At 50.6% G+C, this 16,412-nt stretch carries 12 protein-coding genes; 9 read left to right on the top strand and 3 right to left on the bottom strand.

What is annotated here, in order from left to right; genetic code table 11:
- Nucleotides 1-63: 63 nt before the first annotated feature.
- On the top strand, nt 64-1,464 hold the full coding sequence (locus tag SBL51_RS04565) for an aminotransferase (protein WP_317929512.1): 1,401 nt from the start codon (nt 64-66) through the stop codon (nt 1,462-1,464).
- 317 nt (nt 1,465-1,781) lie between these two features.
- Here SBL51_RS04565 and SBL51_RS04560 read toward each other — a convergent pair whose 3' ends face one another.
- On the bottom strand, nt 1,782-3,263 hold the full coding sequence (locus SBL51_RS04560; RefSeq protein ID WP_317929511.1) for an aldehyde dehydrogenase: 1,482 nt from the start codon (nt 3,261-3,263) through the stop codon (nt 1,782-1,784).
- Between the two features lie 950 nt (nt 3,264-4,213).
- On the opposite strand from SBL51_RS04560, the gene SBL51_RS04555 reads away from it, so the two are divergent.
- Both SBL51_RS04555 and SBL51_RS04550 read left to right on the top strand, forming a co-directional pair.
- The gene (locus tag SBL51_RS04555) at nt 4,214-4,579 is read left to right on the top strand and encodes a cation transporter (RefSeq protein WP_317929510.1); all 366 of its coding nucleotides are present in this window, start codon (nt 4,214-4,216) and stop codon (nt 4,577-4,579) included.
- Between the two features lie 608 nt (nt 4,580-5,187).
- Nucleotides 5,188-7,428 carry a TonB-dependent receptor gene (locus tag SBL51_RS04550; RefSeq protein ID WP_317929508.1) on the top strand — a complete coding sequence of 747 codons (2,241 nt, stop codon included), beginning with the start codon at nt 5,188-5,190 and terminating at the stop codon, nt 7,426-7,428.
- Between the two features lie 146 nt (nt 7,429-7,574).
- On the opposite strand, the gene SBL51_RS04545 is transcribed toward SBL51_RS04550, so the two are convergent.
- Nucleotides 7,575-8,135, bottom strand: coding sequence for a TetR/AcrR family transcriptional regulator (locus tag SBL51_RS04545; RefSeq protein WP_317929506.1), 561 nt, complete (start codon nt 8,133-8,135; stop codon nt 7,575-7,577).
- 159 nt (nt 8,136-8,294) lie between these two features.
- Between SBL51_RS04545 and SBL51_RS04540 the strand changes: the two genes are divergently transcribed.
- The 6 genes from SBL51_RS04540 (at nt 8,295) to SBL51_RS04515 (ending at nt 13,735) form a co-directional block, all read left to right on the top strand.
- On the top strand, nt 8,295-8,606 hold the full coding sequence (locus tag SBL51_RS04540; RefSeq protein WP_317929504.1) for a 2Fe-2S iron-sulfur cluster-binding protein: 312 nt from the start codon (nt 8,295-8,297) through the stop codon (nt 8,604-8,606).
- Nucleotides 8,607-8,679: 73 nt separating this feature from the next.
- Nucleotides 8,680-9,951, top strand: coding sequence for a cytochrome P450 (locus SBL51_RS04535; protein WP_317929503.1), 1,272 nt, complete (start codon nt 8,680-8,682; stop codon nt 9,949-9,951).
- Nucleotides 9,952-9,989: 38 nt separating this feature from the next.
- A complete protein-coding gene (locus SBL51_RS04530) occupies nt 9,990-10,751 on the top strand; it encodes an SDR family oxidoreductase (RefSeq protein WP_317929502.1) in 762 nt (253 codons plus the stop codon).
- Between the two features lie 78 nt (nt 10,752-10,829).
- The gene (locus SBL51_RS04525) at nt 10,830-11,276 is read left to right on the top strand and encodes a hypothetical protein (RefSeq protein ID WP_317929501.1); all 447 of its coding nucleotides are present in this window, start codon (nt 10,830-10,832) and stop codon (nt 11,274-11,276) included.
- A gap of 135 nt (nt 11,277-11,411) precedes the next feature.
- Entirely contained in the window at nt 11,412-12,179 is a 768-nt protein-coding gene (locus tag SBL51_RS04520; RefSeq protein WP_317929500.1) for an SDR family NAD(P)-dependent oxidoreductase, read from the top strand.
- Between the two features lie 182 nt (nt 12,180-12,361).
- The gene (locus tag SBL51_RS04515; RefSeq protein ID WP_317929499.1) at nt 12,362-13,735 is read left to right on the top strand and encodes an aromatic ring-hydroxylating dioxygenase subunit alpha; all 1,374 of its coding nucleotides are present in this window, start codon (nt 12,362-12,364) and stop codon (nt 13,733-13,735) included.
- 439 nt (nt 13,736-14,174) lie between these two features.
- On the opposite strand, the gene SBL51_RS04510 is transcribed toward SBL51_RS04515, so the two are convergent.
- On the bottom strand, nt 14,175-16,364 hold the full coding sequence (locus SBL51_RS04510; protein ID WP_317929498.1) for a TonB-dependent receptor: 2,190 nt from the start codon (nt 16,362-16,364) through the stop codon (nt 14,175-14,177).
- Nucleotides 16,365-16,412 lie beyond the last annotated feature (48 nt).

The raw sequence follows: 16,412 nt of genomic DNA, 5'->3' as shown, positions 1-16,412 counted from the left end.
GCATACCTCTATATTTTAGAAATAGAGATGTTAGTAATTGGAGCGATTTAGGAGCCTAAGTAAATGTCCTCGAAAAATCCAATCGATATGAAAGATGTGTGGCAAAAGGACATAGATCACTATATTCACCCCTGGACAGACTTCTCAACCTTTAAACAGGAAGGGTCGTTGATTTTGTCGGATACCGATACCGATGGTGTATCGGTGATTGATGGTGACGGCAAAAAATATCTGGACGGTATTGGTGGTCTCTGGTGCGTTAATATCGGTTACGGTCGGGAAGAGGTTGCCCAAGCCGCTTTCGACCAGATGAAGCAGATGCACTATTTCTCGGCATTTGGCCACCACACCAGCGCGCCGGCAGCGCTGCTGGCCGCCAAGCTGGCTGAGCTGGCACCGGGTAATCTGAACCACGTCTTCTACGGTTGTGGTGGCTCGGTCGCTAACGACACCGCGGTGCGTATTATCCATTTCTATTTCAACCAGTTGGGTAAGCCTACCAAGAAAAAAATCATCTCCCGCACTGATGGTTATCACGGTAGTACCTACATCTCTATGTCGATCACTGGGGTGAAGTTTGACCACATTGGTTTTGATATCGATAAAGAGCTGGTTCACCATATCTCCTGCCCGAACCCTTACCGTCGCCCACACGGGATGAGTGAAGAGGAGTTCTGCGATCTTAAGGTGCAGGAGCTGGAAGATAAAATTCTGGAGCTGGGCCCCGATAACGTAGCGGCTTTTTTCGCCGAACCGATCATGGGTGCCGGTGGCGTGATTGTGCAGCCGAAGGGCTACCACAAACGTATTCTGGCGGTTTGCCGCAAGTACGGCGTGCTCTATGTATCTGATGAAGTGGTTACAGCCTTTGGCCGTTTGGGCCATATGTTTGCATCGGAAGATGAGTTTGAAATTGTTCCCGATATCATCACCTGTGCCAAGGGGTTGACCTCGGCCTATATGCCGCTGGGCGCGACTATCCTCTCCGATGATATTTACGAAGTGATCAGCAAGCCGCAGGCGGATGGTGCCATCTTCACGCACGGCTTTACCTATTCTGGCCACCCGGTGAGCTGTGCGGTGGCACTGAAGAATATCGAGATCATGGAGCGTGAAAATATTTGCGGCCATGTGCAAGAGATCGGTCCCTACTTTGAAGCGCAGCTTAAGACGTTGAGCGACCTGCAGATTGTGGGGGATGTGCGTGGCTGTAAATTCATGATGTGCATTGAGAACGTTGCCAACAAAGAGAGCAAAGAGTTGATCGATCCAGAGGCCAAGGTGGGCAATCGTATTGCCGACCACTGCCAGAAACGGGGTTTGATTGTTCGGCCGCTGGCCCACATGAATGTGCTTTCGCCACCGCTGGTGTTAAACAAAGCGCATGTTGATTTTATGGTACGCACACTGCGGGAGAGTATCGAAGAGACCACGGCCGATCTTAAGGCTGAAGGGTTTCTCTAAATTTAGCCTGTTAAGGTTTTAGCTGTGGTAACCAATCAGCTAAAGTCTGGTAAATAGGCAACAAGTGAAATGGCACCCGGCTAACACCGGGTGCCATTTTTTTTGCGTTCAATTTAAGGTGAGCCGTTTAACTACTGATTGCGCAACCAGAGTTTAAATTCGGGCTGCTTTATAGAATCGCCAGGTGGCAGGTTTGGAATGCTGAAATATTGGGGCGATAATCAATAAGGCAGCAGGAAACAGATTGCGAGTCAACCAGCGAGATCTTTTCATCTCACTGGTTGACTCGGTCACCTGGGCAGAAGAGGGGACTTGGTTTAGCCGAGCTTGATCCAGGTGGTTTTCAGTTGGGTAAACTTATCCAGAGCGTGTAGGGAGAGGTCGCGGCCAAACCCCGACTGCTTGTAGCCGCCAAAGGGCGTGGAGAAATCCAGTGCATCCATGGTATTTACCGATACCGTTCCGGCTCTAAGGCGGGCCGCGACACGGTGAGCGCGGTTAAGGTTACTGGTCCAAAGCGACGCAGCGAGACCATACACCGAGTTGTTCGCCAGGGCGATGGCCTGCTCTTCGCTATCGAAGCTCATCACCGCCGCCACCGGACCAAATACCTCCTCTTGGGCGATGGTCATGGTTTCCAAAACATTGTCCAGCACGGTAGGTGGTACTGTAGCGGTGCTCTCATCGCCTGGGCCACCGGTTAACAGCGCGGCGCCTTCCTCAAGTGCCTGGCCAATATATCTGCGGACGTTGGCCGCATGTTTGCTATCGATCAGGGCACCAATCTGGGTGTCGCTGGCGAGCGGGTCGCCCACTTTCATGGATTGGGCTTTGGCAATAAACTTTTCAAGAAATTGCGCTTTGATGCTGCTCTCAACCAGAATACGCGAGTTGGCGGAGCAGACTTCACCCTGATTGAAGAAAATTCCCATCGCTGCGTGTTCTACTGCGGCGTCCAGGTCGCAGTCGGCAAAGATCAGATTCGGGCTCTTGCCACCGGTCTCCGGCCAAACCTGTTTCATATTGGATTGCGCGGCATAACCCATAAATAGCTTGCCCACTTCGGTGGAGCCGGTGAAGGTGAGGCAGTCCACCTCGTTATGCAGCCCCAACGCCTTGCCCACAATATGGCCATAACCGGTTACCACATTTAACACCCCATCGGGAATACCGGCTTCTTTCGCCAATTCCGCCAAGCGTAGCGCTGTTAGCGGGGATTGCTCCGCCGGCTTTAAAATCACGGAGTTGCCGGTGATCAGGGCTGGGGCGAGTTTCCAGGCGGCGATATCTAGCGGGAAGTTCCAGGGGATAACCGCTGCCACAACACCCACGGGTTCACGGGTGATCATGGCAATATTGTTGCGATCTGTGGGTGCCACCTCACCGTAGAGTTTATCAACCGCTTCGGCATACCATTCGAAACAGGCAGCAGAGCCCGGTATATCGACGTTCAGCGCATCCATAACCGGTTTACCCACATTCAGGCTCTCCAGCAGCGCCAGCTCTTCCAGATTTTCATTAATTAACTGAGCCAGCTTTTTGATAACCGCCTTACGTTCTGCGGGGGCCTGTTTTGACCAAACTCCACTCTCAAAAGTACGGCGCGCGGCCGCAACTGCCCGATTAACATCCGCTTCGTTACAGGCGGCAATATCGACCAGGAGCTCACCGGAAGCAGGATTAATCGTTGGGTAGGTATCGCCGTTACTAGAGTTGGTAAACTCACCATTAATGAACGCTTGGGTTCTTAGGGTTATTTGCGTTCTCTTGGCAAGCCAATAGGCTTTATCTTTGCTCATTGATCTGATCCTGTTAGTACTTTCGCTGTTAAAGGGGCAGCCTGGGTGCAGTTTACTCAGCGCTGATGACTCAATCTTTGGATTCCGGCTTTGCATTCGTTACTTTTGAACGCCTCACCATAGCAATTCGCTAAAGGGACTCCAGCAAAGCAGAAGCCTAGAAAAAAGCCAAGGCCGGGTAAAATATTAAATAACTCTTTAATGGATTGGGGAAATGTATGCAGTGTTGTTAGGCTCCTGGAGCCTCTCTTCGATTACCTGGCCCGGTATTGGCAAATCGATCGCCGGTGGACAGGCGACTTGAGAAAGAGCGCTTCTCCTAAGATACGCATGCATTGCATTCTTGCTCCAGTCAAGCGCTTTCCAGAGTTGGATTTTTGTAGCTCGATTCGGTCTGCATTTTCAGTGTGTTTCAGGTCCGCTCATTATGAATATCAATGCGCCATCGAATGAGTATAATGACCTGATAAGGTCGAATAAACTAGATCCTCAGGATAAAGAGTCGTTGAGTTATAACGGTTGTCAAGCTCGAGCTATTTTATCGCCGGAGTTGGTTTTGACCCAGGGGTGACTCTGCGTCCGGGTTATTCGGAAGCTCTTTTTGATGGTTTGATAGATTGCTTCGCTATAACGCTGTGCATCAATAATCACAGACATTATTAAAGGTTCGGAAGCAATTACGAATCGAAATGTTTGCATAGAGGGTCTGTATCAGATGCCGGATTTCAATTTATCTAAGCGCAGATGAAATTAACGCACTGGTGTTCTGTTGGGCATTGCGATCAGAAGAATAATTGACTAGGCAAACTATCAGCGGTGGTAGGTTGGAGGTTTGATCCAAGAGAACGGAAAGCTGCAGGCTATTGCGCGGGCTTTTCCTCAATCCTAGTATCGTCAATCATGAAAGTCACTGTTACAACAAGCTGCCATATTGGTAAAGGAGGATGAAAATGAAAAAAGAAGAACATCGTCCAGGAGTAAATGAAGTCAATCTCGTTGTGCGCCATTTAAAACTAGAATCATCGCCCGATGCGAAAATAGCTGAGGCAATGACAGAAGTCGACACGCTTTATGGCCTGGATGCTTTGTCATTTGATGAGCGATCGCAAGTGTTGAATCTCACCTATGATGCATCTCGGCTTGGTCTGGATGGGATCGAAGAGGTGCTGGCTAAATATGGGGTTGAAATTAGCCACGATTGGTGGACTCATTTGAAAGAAGGCTTTTACAAATTTATCGATGAGAATGTACAGGAAAATGCAAAGCAGCCGCCATGGGATTGCCATCAGCGATATCAACAGAACAAACATAAATGATAAGTCAAACTCTTGGCTAGTGACCTTTAGTCAGTAACACAAGCGTAAAAGGCATTGAGTTATGCCGGCTTTTATCAGGTTGTCAAATTCCCAAACATAACATTGATCTGCAGTTACGATTTTGTCGTCTGTGCATAGCGATTGGTTATTATCTAATCCATCACGAGTATCGGGGCCTGTACTTATTTTGGGTATTTAGATTGGCCCGTTATGCCCATTGGCTATCCGTGCAGAGCCACCAATCTCTTAGCACGGGGATTACTCTCCCATCTTCGCCAACTCCCTCCCGGTTTCTGACGTTATCCACTGACAGAAAGTCGCCCTCTCGAGGGGCTTACTCCATACGCCATTTTCTGCCCCATTTAGCTCTGCACGGAGCTTTCGCGCAAACAGTTGACAGGATCGGTCAAGTCAACATACGCTACACAGTGTCGCATATCTGGTTGAAGTGGTTCCTGTGCCGTGAGATAGCCGTTACAAGTAATTCAAGGATTGGATGGCGCGTAAGCGTAAATAGATTCTTGTTTGGCAGGCCAGTGGTCGAGGTATTTAACCGGGACGGCGACAGATCACTTTAAGTATAAAAATATTGATCTGTGAGAATAATAATGAATAAGCACATCAGCATTCCTGCACCCCTATCTGCTATATGCAGAACACCAAAGCAATTACTTGCTACCTTAATATCACTTTCAGTCGTGCCCGTTGTTTTGGCTCAGCAGCAAGAGGCTCCTATTTTGGAAGAGATTGTTGTGACCGCTGAGCATAAAGAAGCATCGCTCCAGGATACGCAAATTTCCATTACTGCACTCTCATCTGCAGATATCAAGGAGATGGGCATCAACAGCACTCGAGACCTGGGTGATTTTGCGCCCAACGTTACTATGACCACCTATCAGGGCGGTAAGGCTGGCATCGGTGTCAATATTCGTGGTATCGGCCAGAATGAAACCATTATCTCCTATGATCCGGCGGTAGGAGTGTATGTCGACGATGTGCTGATCTCGAAGAATGTCGGTGCGTTGACCGACTTGCTGGAACTGGAGCGGGTTGAAATCCTGAGGGGACCGCAGGGGACTCTCTATGGTCGTAACACCATGGGGGGGGCTCTGAACTATGTGACCAAGAAGCCGAGTGATGAATTGGAGGGCAGCGTTGTCGGCACTCTGGGGAAATTCGGGCAGAAAGAGATTAAGGGCATGATCAATCTGCCCCTGGTCGGTGCCGACAGTGCCATCGGGCCTGTGATTCTGAGAGTCTCCGTTGCCCAGATGACGCGGGATGGACTGATCGACAATATCAACCCCGGCGCTGCGGACTCAGAGCTGGAGACCACGGACCGCAATGCGGCCCTGGCGCATCTCAGTTGGCAGCCCAGTGACTCAGTGAGTGTGCTCTACTCTTACGACAGGACGCGTATTGATGAAACGCCGTCAGTGCCGTTTACCACGGTGACAAACCCGAACAGAACAGTCGGTGTCCTATTGGCTCCCTATTCCATCGGAGCAGGAGCAGATCGCCCCGACGAGATATCTGTCGACCGAGCCGGTTTGGGTAAAACCAATGTGGATGGACACTCGCTGCATATTGATTATGAAATCTCACCTTCGCTGACGTTTAAGTCGATCACCGCGAAGCGCGAGATGGACAACTACGAAACCGGAGATTCCGATGGTTCACCGTTGCCCATTATTGCCACCAACACCTCCAATGAGCTGGATCAGTTCACCCAGGAGTTTCGTTTTATCGGAACCGCAATGGATCAGAGATTCGATTATTCGACGGGTATTTTCTATATCGAAGAAAAGGGAGACATTGTGAACGGTGTTGAAGTGTTTGGAACCGACGCTTACACCACCGGCAAGATGGATAACACCAGCTGGGCTCTGTACGGACAGGCCACCTACGCGTTGACCAGCCAGTGGCGGCTAACCTTGGGCGTCCGTTATACCGAGGAGGAAAAGAAACTCGAGAAAGCCGAATATAATCTGGGCTGGGTGCCGGGTAACAATGTGAGCTATGACCCCGCCTCTGAGGATTACAGCCAGGTTTCGCCGATGGCCTCAATCAGTTACGACTGGAGCGATTCGGTGATGACCTATTTCAAGGTCAGCTCTGGCTATCAGTCCGGTGGGCTCAATGTTCGTGATGCCAATCCGGTCACCTTTGCTGAAGGCTATGATAAAGAGACGTTGATTGCCTACGAACTGGGTATGAAAGCCGATCTCACCGACCGTATGCGGCTTAATACGGCCCTGTGGTACAGCGACTATTCCGATAAGAATATTAATAACTTTAATGCGGAAACACTTGGCAATATTGTCACTAACGCAGAGAGTGTTGAAATATATGGTCTTGAAGTGGAGTTTCTGGCCCTGCTCACCGACAACCTGCGCGTCGGCGTGAATTACGGCTATCTACATCCGGAGTTCAAAAAATACGACTACGTGGATCCAGGCACCGGCAATACGACCAATCTCTCTGATACCACCAATTTCGTCAACTCTCCAGAAAATACCGCCAGTGTCTACCTTAGCTACGATTACTCGTTTGGGTTTGCTTCGTTAAACACCCGCCTCGACTGGTCCTACAAAGACGATTACCACTTCTTGGCGCCTCAACCTGAGCTCAACTCCCAGCAGGCCTATGATTTGTGGAATCTCCGCGTGAGTCTTGATGACATCCAGTTGGCAGGGGATACAAAAATGCGGGTTTCGCTGTGGGGCAAGAACCTGACGGATGAGTCTTACTACACCACCGGTGTAAACATCTACCAGACCTTTGGCTTCGACATTAACTCCTACGCAGAGCCGAGAACCTACGGCATCGACTTGGAAGTAATGTTCTAAACTGTTGAGCGTGTGTCCTATTGTCCGCTGCTTTGGGGTGAATCGTTCGACGGTCCGCCCCGCTTTTTCCTCTTGGATATTCACCTCAGCAGTTTATCTGATCTCAATGCGAATGCTGCGGGCTTTGTGTCTTTGGTGAGGAAGCATCACAGGTTCGAGCGTGATTCCAGAGCCGAATAAATCATGCGATCGAGATATCGTGCGAGTGTCTCAATGCTGACTGACCCCTTGGGCTGAGCCAGCCACCAAGCTAGTGTTTCGACTATGACACTGACGCCACCAATGACTACCAGTTCTGCAGGTATTTCGTTATCGCTGGGTATACGGTCTTCGCCGGGCGCCTTGCACAGACGTATCAGCTCTGACTTTAGCGTTTCGGCCGCACCCCCTGTCAGTAGTATGGTCCACAGGCTGCGGTGTTCATCGACATAGCTGCACAAAGCAACGTGCACCGAGTGGCGATCGGATCCATAAACGACCGGCAGCATCAGCTCTACCACTTGGTTGATCTGATCCGCGGCTATATCGTTTAGCAACGCCTCCTTGGTCTCATGATGACGAAAGAAAGTTGCGTAGTGTATACCCGCCTCAGCGGCGATTTCCCGGATTGTCACATCTTGCAGTGGCTTGCGCTCTATCAGCGAGAGCAGTGCATCCCGGAGGGCCTGCCGGGTGCGAACGATACGGGCATCCTTTGTACTTGACATAATTTCCTCAGCCTATTTATGCTACACAGTGTCGCATATCTTTATGGGTCCATTGAGTTGTGCCTATGGCAGGAGTCTGAACGAGCGCTTGGCGATTTGAAACAGGATTATCCCCAATGAGGCACAAATACGACGATATTAAACAGCAAGGAACCGGATATGGTGGCAATAGTAGTAACTGACAGGAACGGGAATGTACAAACACTTGACGCTGCCCCTGGGTACACGTTGATGGAGGTCATACGTGATACCGGAGATCTGATGGCGCTGTGTGGCGGTATGTGCTCCTGTGCCACTTGCCACATCTACGTCGATGCTGATTTCGTAGATCGTTTGCCGCCGATGAGTGACGATGAAGTCGGCCTGCTCGAGGGCACAGGGTACCGTCGGCAATCTTCCCGCTTGTCCTGCCAAATTCCAGTGACCGCTGAGATAGACGGGTTGCGAGTGACTGTCGCGCCCGAAGACTGATCCGGCTTCAGGCGGCCACATCCCAAACACTGAGAATGCGCGATAGCGCGCACATCTGATCAGGAATCTACGTATGACAACCGAGAACATCGAATCGCGTGACTATTTTACGGACCAGTCTGTGCTGCTGGATCCCAATCAATATTTTAAGAATATCTTTAGCCAAGGCCCAGTCTACCGGATACCCGGCAGGGACTACCTGATGGTGACGGGTTTCGATGAGTGTGTGGCGGTGGTTAGAAACACCGACGATTTCTCGTCGATCTTTTCGTTTTCTCCTTATGGTGCCGGCACTCCGCTGCCCTTCGAACCCAAAGGGGATGACATTTCAGAACAGCTTGAGGCTTTCCGTCAGCCCACGGATTTGCTGGTCACCCAGGACGGGCAGTTGCACGCGGCTAACCGGTCGATTCTCGCCAAACTGTTTACTCCTACCAGGCTGCGGGACAACGAAATCTTCATGACCGACTATGCCAGAGGTCTGGCTGCCGATGTGGTGGGCAAGGGAGAATGTGAGTTTATCCAGGATGTTGCCCTGCCGTTTGGTACCAATGTCATCTCCGATCTGCTCGGCGTTCCCATGGAGGACCGCCAGTTGTTTATGGACGTGATCTCGGCTTCACCGCCGCCGGGGGCCGTCAAAAGCGATGACGTGCGAACACAGATTCCACATTTTGAATTTATGTTGGAGTTTTTTACCAGCTACATCAAGGACCGTCGCGCTAACCCCAGACCCGACGTGCTGCATGAGCTGGCGACCGCCCGCTATCCTGATGGCTCGATTCCGGACCTGATGGAGATTGCCAAACTCGCCATGTTTCTGTTTGTTGGTGGGCGGGGCAGCAGTGCAAAGTTTCTCGCCACCTGCTTGATGTTTGTCGCTGAAGACCCCGGCATACAACAAAAATTGCGTGTCAATCGAGAGCTGATTCCCACGTTTATCGAGGAAGTTCTGCGCCTGCAGGGAACCACCAAAGCGACGTTTCGGCTCGCGCGCAGAAAGACAAAAATTGGTGATGTAGATATTCCAGCCGGCACTAAAGTCGTGCTTCTGCTCGGGGCTGCCAATCGTGATCCTCGACGTTGGGAGAATCCGGATGAGTTCCAGATGGGGCGGCCCAAGATAAGGGAGCATCTGGCATTTGGTCGCGGCGCACATACTTGCGCGGGTGCCCCGCTGGCGCGCACCGAAGCCCGGGTTGTTATCAATCAGTTTCTGGATCACTGCTCGGATATTAGCCTGAATGAAGCCGCACACGGCAAGACTGGCAATCGCGATCTTCAGTTTGAACCCAGCTACATTGTCAGAGGGTTGTCCAGCCTCCATCTGGTGCTGACTCCCTAGCGTATGGCTGTTCAAAATCCTAAGCTGGCGAGACCACAATGAAACGACTCGAAGGTAAAGTAATTTTAGTTGCTGGTGCGGGAAGTATCGGCAAAGGGCTGGCAATGCACTATGCCACAGAAGGTGCTCGTGTGGTGCTGGGTGACATTGACCTGAAGTCTGCAGAGCAGATCGTTAGCGACATTGTGACAGCGGGAGGCGTGGCTAAGGCGGTTTATCTCGATGGTGCCGATGAGCTCTCAGCGAATGACGCCGTTGCGAGTTGTATAAAAATCTACGGTGGGTTGGATGGCCTGCACGCCAATTTTGCCAGCCTTGCCGATAGCAATCGTGAGCAGGGTGTTCTGGAATTGCCTCTCGATATATATGACGAGACACAGCGAGTGAATGCTCGGGGCTACTATCTGTGTACCCGAGCGGCGTTGCCGGCCCTGATTGAGCACGGTGGTGCCATTGTCTATACCAGCTCCATTGGTGCCTACACTGCAGGTGCCTCACAGGTCGCTTATGCCATGAGCAAAGCAGCAAGTCACGCGCTGATGCGCCATGTGGCAACCCGATATGGCCCTGTGGGTGTGCGGGCGAATACCATTGCACCGGGCCTAATCCTTGATGCCAAGCGGGAGGCGGAGTTGCCTCAGGATCTGCTCGAATGGTGTTTGGCAAGAACCAGTCTCCGATCGAGAGCTGGTAGGCCCGACGATATCGCTAGCCTCGGAACACTATTGTTGTCGGAGGAAGGAAGCTACATCACAGGGCAGGTTTTTTGTGTCGATGGTGGTACAACGATGCGCAGCTGAATTTTGGTTCATGAACGAGCCTTTCCGGAATGCAATGTCACAACTTCTATTTATAAAAGCAAAAAAGAGAAAGTAACAATGACCACACAAGCCAACCGTGGCGAACGCCTCATCAAAATTGTCCGTAACTGGGCTGACGACTATGAACAGATCTGTAAGCAAACGCAGGATCGTGAATGTACTGCGGAAGACTTCGATCCGATCGCAGCGGTTATTGCAACCGATGTATTTACACGTATCGGTGTTTTCAAGGATGAGGCGGATTGGCCTCTGTGTCTGGAGAAATATCTGCAGTTTGCCGGCACTTCCCTGTGGACGGGGAAGTTGCGCTTCATACATGCCATGGACAATATAGTTTTTCAGGAACTTGAGGAAACCATTACCCGGCCGCATGGAGAAAATGTGGTTTATACCATGTCCGTGTTTGAGTTTAACGATGATGACAAGGTGACTGCTCTCAGGGTGTACATGCAACAGGCACAGCAAGAAGAGAACGTGCTGATCCTGGGCACTGAAAAAAAATAGAGTCGCTATCCCTGTAAATGGATTGGCAAGTCCGTCTGTTGATTTCCTGGCGTGTGCCGGGGGGGCAATTCAGGAGGTGGTAGATGATGTCGTGTCGTTATTGTTGCTAACTTGCAAAATAATACAGGAACAATCATGGCTAAAATTCTGGAAGGAAAGACTGCGCTGGTTACCGGGGCATCGCGCGGCCTGGGTCGTGCGATAGCCGAAGAACTGGCACGGCAGGGCGCATTGGTTGCTATCAACTACGCGACAAACGATACAGCTGCGTATGAAACCCTAACCGTTATAGAGGCGGAGGGTGGGCAAGGGTTTCTGCTCAAAGGCGCACAGGGTAGCCTCGCTGCCGCGGAGCAATTGGCTGCCGAGCTCGATACACAGTTAAGCGACCGCACTGGTAGCACCGGCCTGGACATACTGATCAACAACGCAGGTGGTGGCCCCATCGCCGATATCGACCATACTACGACGGAAATTTTTGAGCAGGTCGTCTCGGACAATATGCGGGCACCATTTTACGTGACAAAAGTGCTGAAGCCGAGGCTGCGCGAAGGCGGTAGAGTTATATTTATGAGTTCACTCGGTGCTCGACACTCACGCCCTCAGTTTGTCGTCTATGCCATGAGCAAGTCTGCTGTTGAGACCTTTACTTTTGTTATGGCCAAGGAGCTGGGGCCGCGTGGAATCACGGTGAACTGCATTATGCCGGGGCTGATCGCGTCGGATGCCAACGCTGATCTGCGCGCAGATCCTGTGGCTCGAAAACATTTTGAGGAAAATGTGTTGTTGGGGCGGTTGGGGGAGCCTTCCGACCTCTCCGGTGTCGCGCTGGCGCTGGTCTCACCACAGATGGGGTACGTAACAGGACAGGTAATCGAAGTCAGTGGCGGCCTGTTTTTTTAGATGGCGAAATTTTTACGATCATTGTGATGAGCTAACCAGCAAGCGACGGTGGTTGTCACCTGGGGTTTGTATGTGGTTGATACAGCTGCATGAGAAAGTTCGTTGGCGAGTTTGGTGCCGTGAAAGGGTAGCACTGGACTTTGATCGTGACATTGATTCGAGAATGCAATTTGGAGGGAACTATGAACAACTCCCATTCAGGTGTGGAAGCAAAAATTGGCACGGTGATTGTTCCCGCTGAAGCCTATATCTCCCCTGAGTACGCTCGGGCGGAGGGTGAAAAGTTGTGGCCTAAAGTCTGGCAAATCGCTTGCCGAGTAGAGGAGCTTGAGAGTGTGGGCGACTACGTTACCTACGACATTCTCGATGAATCTATTATCGTGGTGCGCTCCGCAGTGAACAAAATTTCAGCCTACTACAATGTTTGCCAGCATCGGGGGCGTAGACTCACAGAAGGATGCGGCCACTCCAAACGATTTTATTGTCGCTTTCACGGCTGGTCCTGGAATCTCGATGGCTCCAATCACTCTGTGCTTGATGAGGAGGATTGGGGCGGTACGCTAGACACTGAGGACATCCGGCTCCCGGCAGTCAAGGCGGACACCTGGGGAGGCTGGGTCTGGATCAACATGGATCCAGACAGTGAATCTCTTGCTCATTTCCTGGGTGAGGCGAAAGGTTTACTGGATCCATTTGATCTGGACAAAATGCGTTTCAAGTGGCGTCAGTGGCTCTATTTCCCCTGCAACTGGAAAACTGCGCTGGAGGCGTTTAGCGAAAGCTACCATGTGCACGCATCCCATCCACAGCTGAATCGCTGGGTAAGTTACAAAAACTGGAGTCGTGCAGTGGGACTGCATGGCCATCATGGTGTCCTCCGGCCTCGCGACAGCGGTGATCCGCAACAGGGCGGCTCCGGTTTTCTTGGCGTTAATGTTCGTGGTGATGCGGATGCACGTGTCGCTGCCATCGAACAAATTGAGGAAATGGTGCGTACCCTTGATGCGACCACTCCCCGCGGCGTTGTTGATGCTGCCAGACGTCTTATTGATGAGCTGCCTGAGGGAACATCGGCTGCGGATGTTTCTGCGCATCTGATGGCTTCCGCCAGACGCGATGATGAGGCACGTGGCATACACTGGCCGGAAATTACTCCGGAGCAGCTGCAAGCGGCTGGCTATGATTGGCACCTGTTTCCGAATTCGGTAGTGCTGCCGAGCTTAACCTCTGCACTCTGCTACCGCGCTAGACCCAATGGCTATGATCCCGACAGCTGCATCTTTGAGGTCTGCGCTCTGGAGCGTTTTGCTGAGGGTGAAGCGCCGGAGACCGAGTGGGTATATGAACCCGATCAGAGTGAGGAAAAGTGGCGTCTGATTCTGACCCAGGACTTCAGTAATATGCCTGAGGTCCAGCGGGGCATGAAGTCGAAAGGCTATAGTGGTGCGAGGACCAATCCTGTGGAGGAGGTCGCCATCTCCCATTTTCACGAAGTCCTGTCGCGTTACATGGGTATCGGAGCTCCTTCCCCCGTCAAACAGCGCGACAGCCAATAATGTGTGGCTGTTGATGGAGGCGTTGGAGGAGCATCATCGCAGCTAAGATTGCTGCAATAAAAATAATAAAGTGAAGCATATATTAAGATTTGACTTTGTGGGTATAAAGAAAAGCGTCGATGGATACCTAGATAGAGCCGCGGGGCATGGGGTAATTTGTTGCCTGGTGCAGGAACATTTCGAGCTCTAGTCAAAAAAGGAACGACACATAAAGAGGGTTATCGTTTAGGCAGGTGTGCGATCCATACAATCCTGCTCTGCTGGCGTTGACGCAACCCGTAAAGTTGGGGTTAATGTTTGACGTGCGAGCTAAGCTCATAGGATGGGCTAAATGGTAGTAGCAGTGGAGCCCCACCTACATTGTTTTTCCTGTAGGCAGGGATTCAGTTAATGATTCTACTTTTATTTATTTAGCCCAATTGAGAAGAACCACTTTTACTTAGAAATAGTACCTACCTGATACTCCAAGCGTACGTGGTGCCCCCCAGGTAGATAGCGCCCCATAATACTGTGGTAATAGCGAGTTGACGTAGTCTTCGTCTGTTAAATTGTCGCCATAGAGTGCGAAGGAATAGTGTTCCGAAGGCGCTGTCCATTCTGCTCTTAAGCTCAACAATTGATACGATTCTTGCTCATACACCTCGGATGTATCAAAGTAAAAATCTGAGGTGTAATAAAGGTTGCCAGACAGTGCTAAGGAACCGTCGGCGATGGTCGTTAAGTAGCTGGCCCCGAGGGTTGCTGTCAACTCTGGTGAACGCATCATCTCATTGCCAGAGCCATCTACGTAGGCGGGCAAAAATAGGCCAAAAGCACCGCCGCACTCAGCAGCCAAGCATTGAGTCCAGGTTTGCGAATCCTGGTAATCGTCGTATTCGGCATTTAAATAGGCAATGCCTAAATTAACTTCCAGCTGTTTGGTGACTGCGAGCCGGCCCTGAAATTCAATACCTTGTACACTAGAGCTGGCTGCATTGTTGACGATGGTGTCAGCTCCAGCATAGCTAATAGCTTGAAGGTCTGTGTAGTCGTAATAGAAGGCGGCTACATCCAAAGTGGAGCGGTCACCGCTAAATTTATAGCCCACTTCATATGCCTGAATTTCCTCTGGTCGCACGTCAATATCATCTAGCGTTCCGCCGGCGAGGTTTAATAAACTAGATTTAAAACCCTCGCTATAGGACACATAGACGCTACTGTTTTCGCTAAGGCTATAACGCAGCGCTATGCGGGGTGTGAGCTTACTATCCTCAACATCGGGTGCAGCCACTTTCGTTCGAACGGGAATGTCCTCGTAAAAATATGCATCGGTTAGTTCGTCTTTGCTATAGCGCGCACCGACGGTGAGATAGAGCGCTTCAGTTAACGCGTAAGTTATGTCGGTAAAAACGGCTATTGAGCTTGCATTGATACCGGTTCCACCTAACACATTAAATTCAAATGGCTGTACAGCAATACTAGCCGCCTGGTTGTTTGGGTAGATGGTATCGTTGTCCAAATAAAATAGCCCAACAGTCCATTGCAGTGGTCCATCACTATTAGAGGACAAGAGAAATTCTTGGGTAAAAATCGTATCTTCCGTTTCAAAATGGTAGTGATAGATGTCTACGGCAGAGGCATCAAAATCATAATCGTGAATGCCAAGCTCATCGCGGTACTGACTGTAGGAAGTTAAAGTCGCGAAGCCCAGATCTGAGCGGACACGCAGTTGATACGCTTTACTTTCCGAGGTGTAACCAAATGGATAGCTATTGGCTAGTTCTCTTGGGTCGCTCGAGATGGTTGCACCAAAGGTCGTCGCTGCATAGGACTGCGGCACACCGTTTATTTCTAGAAAGTTAATCGAAGTCTGAGATGGATCATCAGAGTCAGTTTGTGTATATCTAAATAACACTGAAGTTTTATCTGTAACGTCCCATAAAATGCCTAGGCGAGCAGCCCAGTTCTCATATTCACCGACATCGTCTCGGCTTGTAATAATATTCTCTAGGTAGCCGTCTCCAGAGCGATGTACAGCAGAAAAATCCATAGCGAGGCTATCGGTAATACCGGTAGTAACATACCCGGCGTAGCGTTGAGCATTGTAGCTACCAATTGAAGCTTCCAAATTTGCCTCTGCCTCATGGCTAGGGTCTCTGGTAGTTACTAAGATCGCACCACCTGTTGAATTTCGCCCGAACAACGTTCCTTGTGGACCCTTCAAAACTTGAACACTTTCGATATTGAGTAGTTCAGAATCAGCTACTAATGGGTTAGGTGAGTAGAAACCATCGGTGTAGACTGCGATATTCGAACCAGCGCCAGCCATTACCACGGATGAACCAACACCACGAATTGTTGGTTGGGCGTTTCCTCCTTGACTATCAAAGCGCAGCCCGGGCGTAAGCTTCATGATGTCTCCGAGCTGCTGAACATCCCCTTTACCTAGTTGTTCCGAACCTAATGCAGTTATTGCAATAGGTACATCCAGGGCGCGTTCATCGCGTCTTTGTGCAGTGACGGTAACTTCTTCCATAACGAAGCCAGAGTTGTCCCTCGTGTCGTCAGCACTGGCTGTTGCCACAAAGCTTGTTGCGGTTACGGTGAAGGTAGAACAAAGGGCTGACAGATACACTCGTCGAAAATTCATGTTTGATTCTCCGCTGTTTTTTTTATTTGGAAGAAGGATGTTCTTTAT

This window comes from Halioxenophilus sp. WMMB6, from assembly GCF_033283405.1.
In the GTDB taxonomy this organism is placed as follows: domain Bacteria; phylum Pseudomonadota; class Gammaproteobacteria; order Pseudomonadales; family Cellvibrionaceae; genus Halioxenophilus.
Note: the sequence above shows the minus strand (reverse complement) of the source record. Positions and strands in the feature narration are given on the sequence as shown.